The following is a 15,464-nucleotide window of genomic DNA, read 5'->3' as shown; positions in this document are numbered from 1 at the left end:
GTCGGCTATTCTGCGATCCGCTTCGGGCATCCGAAGCGGAGGGCGCGCCACTACGCAGACGCTGCACCCGTACTGCGGTCGAGTTGCGGGGTAGCGCAAGCTGTCCTCTGCGGGCGCGTCGGATTCACGGCGGCCATAGGCTGCCATACGAATGGGGTGGGGGTTGTCCAGTCATCGGCTGTCCAAAAAGAGCCGCTACATCGCCTGGGCGACGGCGGGGTCGCCGTCGCTGCGGGTGCCGGGATCGCAGCGCAGACGTCCATGGCGGCCACCGTTTGGCCCGCACAGAAGACGTACACCGGTCGAGCGTTCGATACGTGCACTGCGCCCTCGCTCGCGGCGATGAAAGCGTGGAACACGAAGTTTTATGGCGCCGCCGCTGTCTACATCGGCGGCAAGAACCGTGGCTGCGCTCAGCCCAACCTGACCAAGTCATGGGCGAAGTCGGTCAACTCCACCGGCTGGAAGCTCATTCCGCTCTACGTCGGCGCGCAGCCGCCCTGCCAGAAGAGCGCAAACCCGGAAAGATTCACCGCTTCCACGGCGGCCTCCGTCGGTGCGAGTAACGCGAAGGACGCGGTGGCCAAGGCATCAGCCCTCGGGATGAAAGCCGGCAGCCCGATCTACCTGAACATGGAGTCGTACGACATCACCGACAAGGCGTGCAACGACGCCACTCTGACCTACGTGCGCTCCTTCACCAAGACGCTGCGGAACGCAACCTACCGTGGCGGCCTCTACGGCTTCAGCAGCTCCAGTGCCAAGGCTATCGCCACCGCCCCGAACAAGACGGACCTGCCAGGCAACCTCTGGTACGCACTGTGGGACAAAAAGAACACGACCACCACCGACTGGCCGTGGAACCCCGCTCAGTACACCAACCACAGTCGCGGCCACCAGTACATGGTAAATAGCAAGGAAACGCGGGGCGGTTACACCATCACAGTCGACCGCAACGCCTGGGACGCCCCTGTCGCCATCATCGGCTGAGAAGCTCTAACCAAGCGAGACCCCGGCTGGTTAGGGAAGGCCAGCCGGGGCAGCTCAGGGGCGCGGGGTACCCGAAGGGTGGGGTTTTTCTACTGCGTCACCGTTGGTGTGCGCCGGCTCCTCTCGGCCCGTACTTCCATCAGGGACACCGCGATCGCGGCCAGGAGCAGGGGGAAGGCGACAGCGTTCGCGACCTGGGGGATGTCGGCGGCTCGCAGCAGGCTGGCTGCGATGGACAACACAAGAAGGCTGAGGGGGAGGAACCTGCGCCACGGGGGCAGGCCGCGCATTCTGGCGACGCGCGCCGAGTACCACAGGGTGAAGCCGAGTATGGAGATTCCGATAATGGCGATGACGAACAGCATGAGTGTCTCCCGTACGGAGGTGGGCAGGCTTTCACCAGTTGTTGACCTCGATTCTTCACTTGCGGTGTGACGTCGGTCGGTTCGGCGGTTTGCCCGTAATGTCCCCTGCCGTTCGAGGACGGGCCGTCGCGTGACGCTGCGGGGCGTCGGGTTCCACGGGCCCGAGGGTGCTGCGGGTCCTCTCCTCTCCGCTGTCGTCGGGGCGGGGCCGACCGTCAGGTGTGGGCCGGAAGCTGGGTGGCCCGCTGCCAGGCGGTGGCGAACGCCGGCGCCCAGGGCCAGGTGCGGTCGAGGTGGAGGGTGCGTCTGCGTGCGTGGGCGGTGAGCCGGGCGGGCAGGTGGTAGAGCCTCCTGCGGATCGTCTCCGGTTCGGCGGCGGCGAGTTCGGGCTCGTCATGCAGGAGAAGGAGCCTGGTCCATGCGTCGAGGTCCGCGGCGATAGTGGCAGCCAGCACCCAGGCGGCGTTCAGCTGCCAGGACTTCGAGGGCAGCAGCCCGAGGCCGATCCGCTTGATCGCCTTGACACGATCCTCGACCTCGGCATGATCACGGTAGAGAGCATCGACGAACCACACCTGCCCGGAGCCGGACACCCCGGAAAGCCCCTGGTGGGCGGGGATGTTCGTGGCGACGATCTGGTAACGCCAGCCGGTGCGCTGCTCGAACGCGGTCAGCTTCTTCAGATCGCGGCGCGAGGGCTTGACCCGGCGCACGATCAGCCGCATCCCCTCGGGCCAGCCGCTCAGGTCGCGCACCCCGGTCAGCTCGGCGACCTGGTAGGTGACCTTCTGTCCGTCCGGGCCCTTGATCTCGTGGACCTCGCCGTCCTGCCGCAGCGCGTCGTTCCACACGTCCGCGGGCAGCAGTGCGATCGCGGCCTCGTCGGCGGTATTGATGGCCCAGCCGGTCACCCAGCGCACTCGGCGGCGGCTGGTGGTCAGCGCCTGCAGATGCTCAAGGAGGCCGTGGCTGAAGGCCGCGCCGTCGATCCTCACCAGCAGCTTCGACCACAGCGGCAGCGGAGTTGCCGCAGCGCGGCGGCCAGCACCGTCTTGTGGTCGGCGACGTCGTTGGACGCCGCGTTGCCCGGCCGTAGCAGCATGGTCACGCACTCGCGGGTATTGGCCAGCCAGGCGCCCAGCGGGTGATGTCCGTAGCCGCCCTTGAACGTGCCGGCCGCGCCGTCCTTCTTGCTGGTGCAGGTCACCAAGGTGGCATCGAGATCCAGGACGTACCAGTTGGTGAGCGTGCGCCCGCATACCGAGATCCACGGGAACCCACCGGGCCGCAGGGCGAGCAGCGTCCACACCCCACGCCGTATCACGGCGCGCACGCGCTCCACCCGGGCTCCGACAGGGCCGTCGATGGCTTCCAGCGTGCGCCACAGGGTGCTGTCCGAGACCGGACGGGGAAGAACGGCCTCCAGTGCTGCTGCAGTTGCTCGGCCTGCAGGACATTCCTCGCGCCGAGGACGATCGCGCAGGCCAGCTGGACCAGGGCCATCCCGCGATCCCGCCACCCCGGCCCGACGCCGCGGGGCAGCGCGGCGGCCAGGGCGCGGGTCAGCCCGACCCGGTCCGCGATCCGGTGCAGCAGCACCACGCCCGCATGCCCGACCAGGTTCTTGCCGTCGGCCCGCACAACGAGCCGACGATCCCATTCGGTAGCCTGCACCTGTTGGGTGCCCCCACTCTGCGACGTTCTTGATCTAGGAAGTTCAGATCATCGCAGGTCAGGGGCACCCTTCCGCTATCAGGGCGTCACATCACTGACGGACGGCCCTCGTAGCTGAATACACGAGGTTGAAGGCTGCAAGCGGATGTGGCGCTCCGCAGAGGGATCCGCGGAGCGCCACATTAATCAGGTTCGGTCAGTGAACCCTTCTCGGTAACGTCTCGTGACGGTTTGTGATCTTCGTTCAGGTGGTGCGGCCGTGTTCCATCTGGAGCAGGACGAGGGCGGCTCGGGCGATCCGGGTGATGCTGCCAGGGTCGAGGCTGACCCGGCGCAGAGCCTTGAACGTGACTTTGAGCAGGGCATTCGCGCGCTCGGCGACGCCGTGGATGCCACGGATCACCTTGTTGAACGTCTGCTGTTCGAGGTCGAGTTCGCCGCCCTGCGGCTTCTTGGCCGGGTGGCGGAAGCCGTCGCCGGCGTTCTCGTAGCCGAGATCGGTCAGAGTCGGGATGTCCAGAGTGGCGGCGAGCCGGTTCAGCGCGCCGATCAGGCCGTGGGTGCGCGCGCAGGTGGTGTCGTGCTCGCGGCCGGGGCGGACCGGGGACACCCAGAGCGGCCAGCCGTCCGGGGCGGAGATGACCTGCACATTCCTGCCATGATGCTTGTGCTTCCCGGACCACCAGAGATCTGCCCCGTTGGGACCGGGGGCGGCGACGCGGTCGGTGCGGATGACAGTGCCGTCCAGGTTGAGGTGGGTGTACCCGGCGGCCGCCGCCCGCTCCAGTGCGGTGGCCAGGTCCGGGGCGTGGTCGGCGAGCACGGTCAGCCCCTCGTGGAGATAGCGGTAGGCGGTCGGCACCGAGATCCGGCTGTCCCGGGCGAGTTGGGCCAGCCGGGTTCCGTCGACGAACCACCGCAGGACGAGGATCCCCTGCTTGAAGACGCTCAGGGCGCGGGTGTTCTTGCGGGTGCCGAGCCGGTCGCGGTGCTCGCGCAGGAGCCGGGCCAGGGTCTCGGCGGTCTCCCTGCCGACATCGAGCACGGCGGTGTAGGTGATACTGGTCAACGTGTGAAGCCTCTGGCCGTACGGAACTTGATTTTCGCAGACCTGTTCCTACCAGGGGCTTCACCCATATCTGACAGCGGGGCACTCGACGCGGTCCGGCTCACCCCGCACGCGGTCACGCACCGCAACCGTCACGTTGCCGAGAAGACCTCAGTGTCCAGGTCAGCCTTTGGTGTAGACGATGCGGTAGTAGGAGACGTAGGTCCGTGATGTTCGGGCCCAGCTCCAGCCGCCGGTGCGGGTCCACTTGTAGCCCGACCATGCGACGCGGTACGTGGTGCGGTCGCGGTAGGAGTACTGGTAGCGGGTTTCGAAGGATGCGAGGATCTTCTGCCTGCCCCAGCCGTACCAGGCCACGACCTTACACTTGAAGACGTACTGCTTGCGGTACTTGTACTGGCGCTTCCAGGATGAGATGGGCAGCGGGCCCCAGTCGCCGCTGACGACGTCCCAGAACCAGTGGTAGTTGTAGCTCTGCCAGCTGCCGTAGCTCCAGCCGGTGGTACGCAAGACGGTCGTATAGCTGCGGCCGGTCCAGGCGTGCTTAGGGACCCGGCAGGTCGCGCAGCCGGTCACGTCCTCGTTGTTGATCGGGTCGGCGCAGGCGTAGTCGTAGGCGTTGCAGCTGCCACCGGGGACCGGGTCTGCGGACAGGAAGCGCCCCAGGGTGGGGCTTGAGGGGCCTCGCGTTTTCCGGACAGTGAGCTGACCGTCTATTTCACGCAGCTATGTGCAACTCCGTGTATTCGGCGTGGACTTCTCGCGGCGGGCGGTAACCAATAGTCGAGTGGAGGCGCTTGTGATTGTACCAGAGTTCGATGTATCGAGTGATGTCCTGTCGGGCGGCCTCTCGGGTCAGGTAAGTCACGCGGGAAACCCGCTCGTTCTTCAAGGCCCCGAAGAACGATTCTGCCATGGCGTTGGTGTGTCCAGAAGGTGATTGTGAGGTTCTGATGTAGAAGACGGGAACGAACAGTTGCCATGCTGTTGTGGAGATGAAGGTAGGTCCTTCGGCATCGGCATGCAGGTGCAGGTGTCAAACCACCATGAGCTGCTGCGGTGAATGAGCCGTGGTGGTGAGCGTCATGGAAAAGCCGTACTAAATATGGCAGGTGTGGGCTGAGAAGGCGAACGCAAGTGAACCGCCGATGACGTGTCGTAAAGCTTAGACGACATCAAAACCAGGGCCTCAATGCTGTCCTGGGACAAGCCAGACGGGAACCTGTTTACTGGTCTGGCGGTGTCCGGCATGAAGGTGGCGCGAGCTCAGTCTGGGCTTCACGGGTCTTCGAAGTTAGTCGGGGACCCCCTCGCGGCGGGCTCGTCTCGTGGTCGCGCAGAGTGACCGTAGGCGTTGGTTGGCGCGGTTGCGATAGCCGAAGGCGCATCGCGCGTCGAGCTTGATGACGCGGTTGTTGCCCTCGCTGGCGGCGTTCGTGATCCCGGTCAGGACGTATGCCTCGATGCCGTTCCACCACTGATCGACGGTTTCGGCGAGGGTGACGAGTTCGGGCAGGTGGGCGTGGTCGGCGACGTGGGCGTTGAAGCGGTGGCGGGCTGCGGAGATCGCGGAGCGGTCGGGGGTGACGTGGGTGCGGTGGAGGGCCAGGCCGAGGAGGTCACGCAGGAGTTCCTTGGCCTGCCAGGCCGCGTAGATCTGACGGCCGTAGGTGCCCATGTACTCCAACTCGACCTTGAGCAGGGCGAGTTGTTCTCCGGTGAGGTCTTCCTTGTTGCGGCGCAGGAGTTTGCGGACGGTGTAGACGCTGTCTCCCTTGCGGGCCCGGCGGCCGTGCTGTTTCCAGGTGAGGCGTCGGCGCAGGTCGGCGAGGTGGCGCTGGGCGAGTTGCACGATGTGGAAGCAGTCGATGACGACGGTGGCGTGGGGCAGGGCGCGGTGGATTGCGGCGCGGAAGGTGGTGCACAGGTCGATGGCGACGTAGCGCACGTGTTCGCGCCAGGCGGCGGGCTGGGCGCTGAGCCAGTCGGCGACCGAGTCCGCGTTGCGGCCCTCGACCTGGCCGAACAGGCCGCGTCCGCCGATCGCGTCGACGAAGCCGATGTGCCAGGCATCCGCGACCAGCTCCCACTTCTCCGTGTCCGGGTTCTGCTTCCATACCGGCTTGCCCCGCCTCGTCTCGTCGATCCCGATCGCCTCGGTCGTCGGCAGTGCGGCGGGCAGGTGGCGCTCGGCGTAGGTGCGGGTGGCGCGCATGACGACCGGCCAGGACGGCCCCAGGTCGCGGCCGGTCTGCACCACGGTGCGTCCGCCGTCGGCCACGGCCTGCCCGCACGCGGTCCGCAGCCGCTCGGTGAGCCGCATCCGTGCGGGTATCTGGGGAATCTGTTCGGTGAACGAGCCCCGCTCACAGGCATCTTCACGACACTGCCAGCGCCGTTTGTGCCAGCGGATCCGTACCGCGCCACCGCCATGGGCGAGGTCACGAGGCCGCGTCACGGCCCGTTCCTTGACCCGGGTGGCGAAGGTCCCGCACGCCGGGCAGGCCCGCGCCGCCGGGGCCGTGGTCACCAGACGCACCGTACGTATCCCGTCCTCGTCGCGGACGACCTCGGCCACCGCGACCCCCTCCAGATCGAACAGCGCCGTCGCGCCGGTATCGTGGCCCATGCCGCCCGTGTCTGTTTGAAGATCGGCTGTCTAGACACCAGTCATGATCCACAAGCAGCGCGGGCGGTCTGCGTTCACCCCTCACGCACCCACGACGGTCACTCTCGGCAACCGGCGGTACAGGTCACGGGCGGCCCTCCCCGACTAAATTCGAAGACCCAACAACCCTATTGGGTCCCTGTCCGGAAACTCCGGGGCACCTCAACGACCGGCTGAGAGTCGCCTACCCGAACGCGGTCCTCGTCCACACCCCGGTCCACGCCTCCTGGCTGAACCAGGTGGAGATCTACTTCTCCGTCGTGCAGCGCAAGGTCGTGACACCCAACGATTTCACCGACCTCAACGAGGTCGAGGACAGGCTCCGAGCATTCGAAGACCGCTACAACACCACGGCACAGCCGTTCCAGTGGAAGTTCACCACCTCCGACCTGGACGATCTACTGGCCAGGCTCGACCGGCACACCGCCGATCACCAGGCAGAATCCTCCGCCGCCCCAGCCGCATGATCAACCCCCGAAGAACTTACGACGCAGACCACTAAGGCCCTGCGTCACGCCGCTTCGGATGGGATCCCCACCAAGAGCACCGTTGATACCGGACTGGTATCATGGGTGTATGGCGATGACACTCCGACTCCCCGACGACCTTGACGCGAAGCTCACCGAGCGGGCTCGCCGAGAGGGCCGCAGCAAGCAGGAACTCGCCATCGAGGCCATCCGTGACGCCCAGGACCGGGCCGAGCTGAAGGTCGATGACGTTCTGGTCGAGCTCATGGACAGTGATGCGGAGATCCTGGACTACCTGAAGTGACCGACGTGCGCTACATCCAGCTCGACGAAATCCTGGCCATCGCCCGTACGGTCAATGGTACGGAGCACAGCGTGCGTGACATGGGCCTTTTGGTGTCAGCGATCGAACGACCCCGGACGAACGTGTTCGGAACCGAGCTGTATCCCACGCTGCACGAGAAGGCTGCAGCACTGCTGCACTCCGTCGCCCGCAATCACGCGCTGATCGACGGCAACAAGCGCACTGCTTGGCTTGCCATGCGCGTCTTCCTGCGGTTCAACGGCGTCAGTGCCAGCACCGCCCCACGGCCTGTCTCCATTGCCGGCCCATTCGTCGAGGACGTTGCGCAGGACAACATCGATGTACCGGTCATCGCGAAGCGCTTGGCGGCCTGGTTCCCCGTTTCCTGACGTTCGACGACGTGAGGGCAGGGCACGCGCGTGCCCTGCCCTCACGCGCGGTCCGAGCCCTGCTCAGGTCAAGCCGGAATGGAACGCTGTGCACTGGAAGGCGTGGCTTCCTTATCGTTCGCGCCGGGGCAGGAACGGGTTGACTGAGCACAGGAGCGCGCGGTGCCCTCCCTGCACTGGCCGTACCGTCGATCAACGTGATCCACGTGGAAGGTCAGCCCGGTAACGGTGCCTGACTGGACGACGGGACCGTGCTGGACTTTGCCGCTGATGCGGTTGTCCACCCTGCGCCAGCTGCCTGTCGCGGATGTCGAGAGTGCACCCACGCCATGGTTACGTGGGCGACGAACGTGGCGCGGAGGGGGCGGGGTGCACACCTTCATCAAGCTGGCCGTCGCAGCTAGCCGGTCCGGGCGGCTCGGCGACGCGAACCGCCTCATCGACTGCGTCGAAAAAGTTGCCGACGCCTCCGGCGCCCGCACCGACACTTTCCTTGGCGCCCGCTATCGGCGCATCGTCAAACGCCGCGGCCACGCCAAAGCCCCGGTCGCCGTCGCCCGCTCGCTACTCGTCATCACCTGGCACCTGATCAACAACCTGGACCCCTTCCGCCCGGAACTCGGCGCCGAGTGGCACCAACGCCACCTCAGCCCAGCGCCCAAGACCCGCGGCCTCGTCCGCCAGCTCCAAGCTCTCGGCCGCCAGGTCACCCTCGAACCCGTATCCGCCTGACTGAGGTCTTCTCGGCAACGTGACGGTTGCGGTGCGTGACCGCGTGCGGGGTGAGCCGGACCGCGTCGAGTGCCCCGCTGTCAGATATGGGTGAAGCCCCTGGTAGGAACAGGTCTGCGAAAATCAAGTTCCGTACGGCCAGAGGCTTCACACGTTGACCAGTATCACCTACACCGCCGTGCTCGATGTCGGCAGGGAGACCGCCGAGACCCTGGCCCGGCTCCTGCGCGAGCACCGCGACCGGCTCGGCACCCGCAAGAACACCCGCGCCCTGGGCGTCTTCAAGCAGGGGATCCTCGTCCTGCGGTGGTTCGTCGACGGAACCCGGCTGGCCCAACTCGCCCGGGACAGCCGGATCTCGGTGCCGACCGCCTACCGCTATCTCCACGAGGGGCTGACCGTGCTCGCCGACCACGCCCCGGACCTGGCCACCGCACTGGAGCGGGCGGCGGCCGCCGGGTACACCCACCTCAACCTGGACGGCACTGTCATCCGCACCGACCGCGTCGCCGCCCCCGGTCCCAACGGGGCAGATCTCTGGTGGTCCGGGAAGCACAAGCATCATGGCGGGAATGTGCAGGTCATCTCCGCCCCGGACGGCTGGCCGCTCTGGGTGTCCCCGGTCCGCCCCGGCCGCGAGCACGACACCACCTGCGCGCGCACCCACGGCCTGATCGGCGCGCTGAACCGGCTCGCCGCCACTCTGGACATCCCGACTCTGACCGATCTCGGCTACGAGAACGCCGGCGACGGCTTCCGCCACCCGGCCAAGAAGCCGCAGGGCGGCGAACTCGACCTCGAACAGCAGACGTTCAACAAGGTGATCCGTGGCATCCACGGCGTCGCCGAGCGCGCGAATGCCCTGCTCAAAGTCACGTTCAAGGCTCTGCGCCGGGTCAGCCTCGACCCTGGCAGCATCACCCGGATCGCCCGAGCCGCCCTCGTCCTGCTCCAGATGGAACACGGCCGCACCACCTGAACGAAGATCACAAACCGTCACGAGACGTTACCGAGAAGGGTTCAGTGGCCACCATTGCTGCACGGGCCACGGAGCTCGCAGCTGTAGCCCCTCCGGCTCAGCCGCGCGTGGTCCTTTCGGCGCTGCTGGTATGCCTTCCTCTTGTTGCTGAACCATTTGCTGCTGTTTCGTGGGCTGCAGTTGTGCACGAGAGCCGGCTGCCCGTCAGCGACCACGAAGAAGGTATGGCTGCCAGCGACAGTCAGGTTGAAAACAGTGCGGACCGCCTGAGTGCGACGGGTTGCCGTGACAACAGGCGTCGTACCGCTTGAAGTTCCCCCCGGAAGAGTGGCTGAGTAACGACGCCGCAGGCTTCGCGTAATGCTACGGACCGTATCGTCGCTCCCCCTTGCAGGGCCTTTGACGCTGGGCTTCGACGCCGGACGTTTCCCTCCGACGCCGCCAGCCTGCTACCGGGCCTCCTGGCAGCTACCCGGACCGGACTTCCACCGGCAGGCGACGACGAGCTTCCGAACAGCAAGAACACCGCTACGTCACGGTGTCACCTCCTGTTCTGCTGGGCGCACGAAACGACCTCAATGGCGAAGTAGCCGTTCGCCGAGGGCAGCTCGGCGTGTTCACTGGTCTTGCCGCGACTGTCCTTCTGCCCGCCGCCTTCTCCGGCCATCCCGGATTTCTCTGGCAGCGCCCACTGAGATGGCCAGCGCCAGGATGATCTCAAGCACTCCCCAGACCGGCCGCCATCCCGTCTGCTGAAATCGGTCTATCCCGCTGGTAATCATGAACGGGACGAAGATGAGGAGGGACGTCAGTTTGTACTTCATATGCCTTCCTTGCTCTATTGCACATGTGCCGGAGTAGTTGCTGGCAGGGGGCCTGCGTGCGCTTACGAAGCAGGTCCCCTGCCAGCAGAGCGTGGGCTACCTACAGCTGTTTCTGCCCGTGTACTTGCGGCAGACCGAGCGCCGACCCGAGTAGGTCAGCGAGTCGTTCCAGGCGTTATGGAAGCGGCGGTTCTTGTTCCAGTTCCTGAAATCGCCGACTGCAGTTTGAGCTCCCCATCCGACACCGGCGCAGTGAATGAGCTGTTCCCAGTAACCGTCGGCCACCGTCCGTGAGCGGGAGGCGCGTCGCGCCGTCCGCGGTATCCCCCAAGTCCGGGCAGGCGTAAGGCCCCTGGTAGGAACATCTTGCGACAGAAAGATCCGACCGAGGGGCCTCACATGCCGACCAGTGTCACATACACCGCCGTGCTCGATGTGAGGCGGTCCACCGCCGAGCACCTGGCCGGTCTCCTGCGCGACCACCGAATCGTGGCCAGGACCCGCAAGGGGCGACGCGCGCTGGGCTGCTTCAAGCAGGCCGTGCTCGTGCTGCGCTGGTTCCTCGACGGCACCCGACTGGCCCAACTCGCCCGCGACAACGGCCTGTCGGTCTCCACCTCCTACCGCTACCTCCACGAAGGACTGGCCGTCCTGGCCGCCGGCGCACCGGACCTGTCCACCGCGCTGGAGCGTGCGAAGGCAGCCGGGCTGACGCATCTGAACCTCGACGGTACGGTCATCCGCACGGACCGCGTCGCCGCCCCGGGCCCCAACGGCGCAGACCTCTGGTGGTCCGGAAAACACAAGCACCATGGCGGGAACGTGCAGGTCATCGCCACCCCGGACGGCCGGCCGATCTGGGTCTCGCCCGTACGGCCGGGCCGGGAACACGACACCACCTGCGCCCGCCACCACGGGCTGGTCGAGGCACTCAACCGCATCGCGGCCGAACTGGACATGCCGACCCTGGTCGACCTCGGCTACGAGAACGCCGGCGACGGCTTCCGCCATCCCCTCAAGAAGCCCGCCGGAGGCGAGCTGACCGAGGAGCAACAGACGTACAACAAGGTCATCCGCGGCATCCACGGCGTCTGCGAGCGCGCCAACTCCCTGCTCAAGACGACCTTCAAGGCCCTGCGCAGGGTCAGCCTCGACCCCAGCCGTATCACGAAGATCGCCGCCGCAGCCCTCGTCCTGCTCCAACTCGAATACGACCGCACCATCTGAACGATCACGCAACGTCATGATCCATTACTGGGAAGGGCTCAATGAACCTGCCTGCGGACTTGCCTCATCGCTTGACTGTCTTACGGGGACTCTTCGCTGACCTCCACACGTTTCTGACGGTCTTCACACGGCCGAACGGTGAGAACAGCGCTGCCGTGCTGACGGCGAACTTGCCAGACCAGTAAATCGAACGCCAGTTGGGGTTGCGTCCGACGCGGTGCCTCTTGTTGTTGAAGCGGCTCCATTGCTTCTTGAACCAGCTGCGCTTGCCGTGGAGGTCGAAGCGGTTGAGGGGGTCGGCCAGGGCCCCGGCGTTTGCCCGGATCGCCCCGGCCTGGGCCGGTTGATCATGCTGGCGGGCCCCGGAAGCAGATGAACACGGCACCTGTGGATCATGGAGTTCTCTACGCTGCAAGATCCACGAAGGTGCCGTGTTCGTTCCTCCATCATCCCCTGCCGTCGTTCCCGTCTCTCCGGCGCCCCGCCTGGAGGCCCTCGGCTCGGATGCTGCGCGAGGCCAAGTCCGCGGCCCGGTTGCCGAGTTCGAGTCGGTCACCGATCCTCGCGGGGCGTGCGGGGTGCGCTACCGGGTCTCCTCGCTGCTGGCCCTGGTGGTCTGTGCGATGACCCCGGCGGGCCATGACTCCATCACCGCGGCGGCGGAGTGGTGCCGACGTGCGACGCCGGAGGAACTGGCCGCTTTCGGTCTGCCCTACCATCCGTTGCGCGGCCGCTACCGGATCCCGAGCGAGAAAACCTTGCGCACCGTTCTGGGGCGGCTCGATCCCGGTGAGGTCAGCGCGGCCGGCTACGACCACCTGCGGCCCCTGCTGTCCCACTCTCCCGAGCCGCTCATGCCCGACCGCGGCATCGAACGCGAACAGCGCCGCGCCCACCGGGCGGCCGCCCGCGCCGAACCGGTGCGCTCCCGGCGCCGGGCGATCGCAGTGGACGGCAAGTGCCTGCGCGGCGCGAGGCGCCCGGACGGCAGCCGGGTCTTCGTGCCCTCCGCCGTCCGGCACGGCGACGGCATCACCCTCGCCTCCCACGAGATCGGCGCGAAGACCAACGAAATCCCCGAGTTCCAACCCCTCCTCGACCAGATCGACGACGCGGACCCCCAGGGGGCGGTCGTGACCGCCGATGCCCTCCACGCCCCACGCGACCACGCCACCTACCTGCACGAACGCGGCGCGCACTACCTGCTGACCATCAAGAACAACCAGCGCGGCCAAGCCCGTCAACTCCACTCCCTGCCCTGGAAGGAGATCCCCGTCATCCACCGCGACGACGCCCGCGGCCACGGCCGCCACGAACAGCGTCTCGTCCAGGCCGTCACCGTCAACGGCCTGCTCTTCCCCCACGCGGCCCAGGTCCTGCGCATCCAGCGCAGACGCCGTCTCTACAGGGGCGAAGAAGTGGTCCAGCGAGACCGTCTACGCCATCACCGACCTGCCCGCCGAGGAGGCGAGTGCCGCCGAGATCGCGTCCTGGGCTCGCGGGCACTGGACCGTGGAGAACACCGTCCACTGGTGCCGCGATGTGACCTTCAACGAGGACAAGTCCCAGGTCAGGACCCACAACACGCCCTCGGTCCTCGCCGCCGTCCGCGACCTGATCCGCGGTGCGCTCAAGCTTGCCGGGTACGTCAACACCGCCGCCGGACGCCGAGCCCACACCGAACGCACCCTCGTCCTCAGCCTCTACGGCATCACATGATCAAACCGGACGACCCGGGCAAACGCCGGGGCCCTGGGGGGTCGGCATGCGCGTACTCGTAGGCGTTCAGGTTGCCGCCGTAGACCGGGTCCATGGACAGGAACCGTCCGGTGGCGGGGTTGTAGAGGCGCACACCCATGAGGGTCAGACCGGTGAGGGTCTCGGCGGAACGCTGCTTGCCGCCCAGCCAGTTGTAGCGGGTGGCCGCCTGGCCCGCACGGGGGTTGCCGTACTCGTCGCCGTCCAGGGCGACGGGGGCCTGGGACGTGTCCAGCGGGAGCGGGAGGGCGACGTCTCCGTGGATGGTGGTGAGCTGGAGAATGGTGTTGCCGGTCTTGCTGGTGGTGGCGACGAGGTCTCCGGAGGCGGAGTCGACGTTTCGCGTCAGAGCTCCGCTGGTGATGTCCTCGGTGATCCAGCGGGGGTTGTCGCCGTCGCTGTCGTAGTGGTTGATCTTAGACTGTTCCTGCGTCCAGGTGGTGCCGCTGCCGGTCTCGACCTTCCAGGAGCGGAAGCGCAGGTCGGCGTCGAGCTGCCAGGTCTGGCGCTTGCCGCCTGCGGTCTGCTGGTAGGCGAGGTCGTTGGCATAGTAGCCGATCGTGCCGTTGCCCGGGACCGTGGTGGTGCGGCCGAACGCGTCGTAGGTGTAACCGGTGTCGACGATGCGGTCAGCGCTGTCGTAGGTGTGGCTGGTGGTCGTGCCTCCTGTCGTGGGGCAGTCAGCGCCGGGGGCGCCCTTGGCTGAGGTGAGGGACTTGCGGTTGCTGCGTGCGTCGAAGGTGTAGCCGCGGCGCGTGCACTCGGTGTTCCACGTGTCCTCGACCGCGGTCAGCCGGCCGGAGTTGTCGTAGCGGTAGTTCTGGTCGGACCAGCCCGCGTGGGAGGCGACCTGGCCGTGGATGGACTCGGTCACGGTGTCGGAGTAGACGATCGTGCCGTCGCTGTCGCGGGTGTAGGTCCGGTCGATGGCCGCGCCGGTGGTGTCCTCGGTCTGCTTGAGGGTGTAGCCGCCGGGCAGCTTCTCAGAGGTTGGCGTCGAAGGCGACCAGGCAGTCCTTGGCGACGTGCCGAAGGAAGCGGTCGGCGACGATATAGGGCTTGGCGGGCAGGGCTCGCAGCGCGGCACGGTCCCGCTCGGCCCGCACCCCGATCACCTCGCCGTGGGTGCGGTGCGTCACCGCCCGGCGCCTGGGCACCCAGGCCATGAACGCCCCGTCCATGTCCTCGATCGAGGAGAAGGACCGCCCGGCCAGCACATGATCACGAACGATCCGCACCTGCCGCTCCACCCGCCCCTTCCCGGTCGGGCGGTAGGCGGCCAGGACGTCGATGTCGAAGTCGTAGTGCCCGGCGAACGCGACGGCCTCCGGGTGCAGGGGCACGGCCTCGCCGGGTGCGACGTGACGGCGTACGACGGTCTTGGTCCGGTCGTAGACGATCACCCCGGGCACCCCGCCGAAGTGCGCGAACGCCCGGCGGTGGCACTCGAAGAACGAGGCCGGGTTCTGACTGGTGGTGAAACAGCAGAACGGATCCCGGGAGTAGGACAGCACCATGTGGAAGGAATAGACCTTCTCGATGCCCATGTGCGTAAGGATCCTGCCCTCGTCGCCCCAGTCGACCTGGGCCTGGGCCCCGGGAACCACCTCGAAGCGACGATGCAGCTTCGCCAGCTCGCGCGGGGTGAAACCGAGCTCCTCCGCAACCCTGGGACGGGCCTGCTGCACATACATCTTCACCCGCTGGTAGTGGTGCGGGAAGCCGTACTGCTCAACCAGGCGCTCATGGATGACCGCGGCCTTCAACAGGATCTCGGCCCGCAGCCAGGCATCGATGACATGCGCCCACGGCTTGATCACCTGATTGCCCAGATCGGAACGCGGAGCCGGCGCCGGCGGGGCGGGAGGGCCGTCGCTCTCCAGGTACTTCTTGACCGTCCGCCAGTTCAGGCCGGTCTCCCGGGCGATCTCGGAGATGGTCGCGCCCGCCTCGTGCAGAGCTCGGAAACGCCGCAGCTCCAGCCACCGCTCCGGTTCCAGCAACACCCGCCCAAGCCC

At 66.9% G+C, this 15,464-nt stretch carries 17 protein-coding genes and 3 pseudogenes; 8 read left to right on the top strand and 12 right to left on the bottom strand.

What is annotated here, in order from left to right:
- Positions 1-163: 163 nt before the first annotated feature.
- Positions 164-990 (top strand): annotated as a pseudogene (locus HUV60_RS23745) (glycoside hydrolase domain-containing protein).
- A gap of 89 nt (positions 991-1,079) precedes the next feature.
- Here the strand turns inward: HUV60_RS23745 and HUV60_RS23740 are convergent.
- The 8 genes from HUV60_RS23740 to HUV60_RS23705 all read right to left on the bottom strand — a co-directional run bounded on the left by HUV60_RS23740 (position 1,080) and on the right by HUV60_RS23705 (position 6,727).
- Complete coding sequence (locus tag HUV60_RS23740; protein WP_257849235.1) at positions 1,080-1,355, bottom strand: hypothetical protein; 276 nt, start codon at positions 1,353-1,355, stop codon at positions 1,080-1,082.
- A 215-nt stretch (positions 1,356-1,570) separates the two neighbouring features.
- The gene (locus HUV60_RS23735) at positions 1,571-2,350 is read right to left on the bottom strand and encodes a transposase (RefSeq protein ID WP_257853091.1); all 780 of its coding nucleotides are present in this window, start codon (positions 2,348-2,350) and stop codon (positions 1,571-1,573) included.
- Positions 2,347-2,688 (bottom strand): transposase, encoded by a 342-nt coding sequence (locus HUV60_RS23730; protein WP_257853090.1) that lies wholly within the window; start codon positions 2,686-2,688, stop codon positions 2,347-2,349. The genes HUV60_RS23735 and HUV60_RS23730 overlap by 4 nt, the downstream gene beginning before the upstream one ends.
- On the bottom strand, positions 2,676-3,029 hold the full coding sequence (locus HUV60_RS23725; RefSeq protein ID WP_257853088.1) for a hypothetical protein: 354 nt from the start codon (positions 3,027-3,029) through the stop codon (positions 2,676-2,678). Before HUV60_RS23725 ends, HUV60_RS23730 begins: the two co-directional genes overlap by 13 nt.
- Positions 3,030-3,273: 244 nt before the next feature.
- Positions 3,274-4,074 carry an HARBI1 family protein gene (locus HUV60_RS23720; RefSeq protein ID WP_443047546.1) on the bottom strand — a complete coding sequence of 267 codons (801 nt, stop codon included), beginning with the start codon at positions 4,072-4,074 and terminating at the stop codon, positions 3,274-3,276.
- Positions 4,075-4,260: 186 nt separating this feature from the next.
- Positions 4,261-4,608: a hypothetical protein gene (locus HUV60_RS23715; RefSeq protein ID WP_257849234.1), complete on the bottom strand. Its 348-nt coding sequence runs from the start codon at positions 4,606-4,608 to the stop codon at positions 4,261-4,263.
- A 208-nt stretch (positions 4,609-4,816) separates the two neighbouring features.
- Complete coding sequence (locus tag HUV60_RS23710; RefSeq protein ID WP_443047545.1) at positions 4,817-5,053, bottom strand: integrase core domain-containing protein; 237 nt, start codon at positions 5,051-5,053, stop codon at positions 4,817-4,819.
- A gap of 339 nt (positions 5,054-5,392) precedes the next feature.
- The gene (locus HUV60_RS23705; protein WP_269441230.1) at positions 5,393-6,727 is read right to left on the bottom strand and encodes an ISL3 family transposase; all 1,335 of its coding nucleotides are present in this window, start codon (positions 6,725-6,727) and stop codon (positions 5,393-5,395) included.
- A gap of 170 nt (positions 6,728-6,897) precedes the next feature.
- On the opposite strand from HUV60_RS23705, the gene HUV60_RS23700 reads away from it, so the two are divergent.
- The 5 genes from HUV60_RS23700 to HUV60_RS23680 all read left to right on the top strand — a co-directional run bounded on the left by HUV60_RS23700 (position 6,898) and on the right by HUV60_RS23680 (position 9,637).
- Positions 6,898-7,233 (top strand): hypothetical protein, encoded by a 336-nt coding sequence (locus tag HUV60_RS23700; protein ID WP_257849232.1) that lies wholly within the window; start codon positions 6,898-6,900, stop codon positions 7,231-7,233.
- A 109-nt stretch (positions 7,234-7,342) separates the two neighbouring features.
- On the top strand, positions 7,343-7,537 hold the full coding sequence (locus HUV60_RS23695) for a ribbon-helix-helix protein, CopG family (protein ID WP_107021548.1): 195 nt from the start codon (positions 7,343-7,345) through the stop codon (positions 7,535-7,537).
- Entirely contained in the window at positions 7,534-7,926 is a 393-nt protein-coding gene (locus HUV60_RS23690) for a type II toxin-antitoxin system death-on-curing family toxin (RefSeq protein ID WP_257849231.1), read from the top strand. The genes HUV60_RS23695 and HUV60_RS23690 overlap by 4 nt, the downstream gene beginning before the upstream one ends.
- A 369-nt stretch (positions 7,927-8,295) precedes the next feature.
- A complete protein-coding gene (locus tag HUV60_RS23685; RefSeq protein ID WP_257849230.1) occupies positions 8,296-8,658 on the top strand; it encodes a hypothetical protein in 363 nt (120 codons plus the stop codon).
- A gap of 178 nt (positions 8,659-8,836) precedes the next feature.
- A complete protein-coding gene (locus HUV60_RS23680) occupies positions 8,837-9,637 on the top strand; it encodes an HARBI1 family protein (RefSeq protein WP_443047502.1) in 801 nt (266 codons plus the stop codon).
- 41 nt (positions 9,638-9,678) lie between these two features.
- Here the strand turns inward: HUV60_RS23680 and HUV60_RS34035 are convergent, their stop codons facing one another.
- Both HUV60_RS34035 and HUV60_RS23675 read right to left on the bottom strand, forming a co-directional pair.
- Entirely contained in the window at positions 9,679-9,987 is a 309-nt protein-coding gene (locus HUV60_RS34035) for a hypothetical protein (RefSeq protein WP_443047544.1), read from the bottom strand.
- A 191-nt stretch (positions 9,988-10,178) separates the two neighbouring features.
- Positions 10,179-10,304, bottom strand: a complete 126-nt coding sequence (locus HUV60_RS23675) for a hypothetical protein (RefSeq protein WP_257849229.1) — start codon at positions 10,302-10,304, stop codon at positions 10,179-10,181.
- A 556-nt stretch (positions 10,305-10,860) separates the two neighbouring features.
- Here HUV60_RS23675 and HUV60_RS23670 point away from each other — a divergent pair.
- Together HUV60_RS23670 and HUV60_RS23665 are read left to right on the top strand one after the other, a co-directional pair.
- Entirely contained in the window at positions 10,861-11,688 is an 828-nt protein-coding gene (locus HUV60_RS23670) for an HARBI1 family protein (RefSeq protein WP_257849228.1), read from the top strand.
- 431 nt (positions 11,689-12,119) lie between these two features.
- Positions 12,120-13,407: pseudogene (locus HUV60_RS23665) on the top strand (ISAs1 family transposase).
- 13 nt (positions 13,408-13,420) lie between these two features.
- On the opposite strand, the pseudogene HUV60_RS23660 reads toward HUV60_RS23665, so the two are convergent.
- Both HUV60_RS23660 and istA read right to left on the bottom strand, forming a co-directional pair.
- Positions 13,421-14,494: pseudogene (locus tag HUV60_RS23660) on the bottom strand (RHS repeat-associated core domain-containing protein); the annotation flags it as partial.
- Entirely contained in the window at positions 14,430-15,452 is a 1,023-nt protein-coding gene (gene istA / locus HUV60_RS23655) for an IS21 family transposase (RefSeq protein WP_443047398.1), read from the bottom strand. The pseudogene HUV60_RS23660 and the gene istA, both read right to left, overlap by 65 nt.
- Positions 15,453-15,464 lie beyond the last annotated feature (12 nt).

It is taken from the genome of Streptomyces sp. KMM 9044 (assembly GCF_024701375.2).
GTDB lineage: Bacteria > Actinomycetota > Actinomycetes > Streptomycetales > Streptomycetaceae > Streptomyces.
The sequence above is the reverse complement of the archived record's forward strand: the minus strand, read 5'-3'. Positions and strand labels throughout refer to the sequence as shown.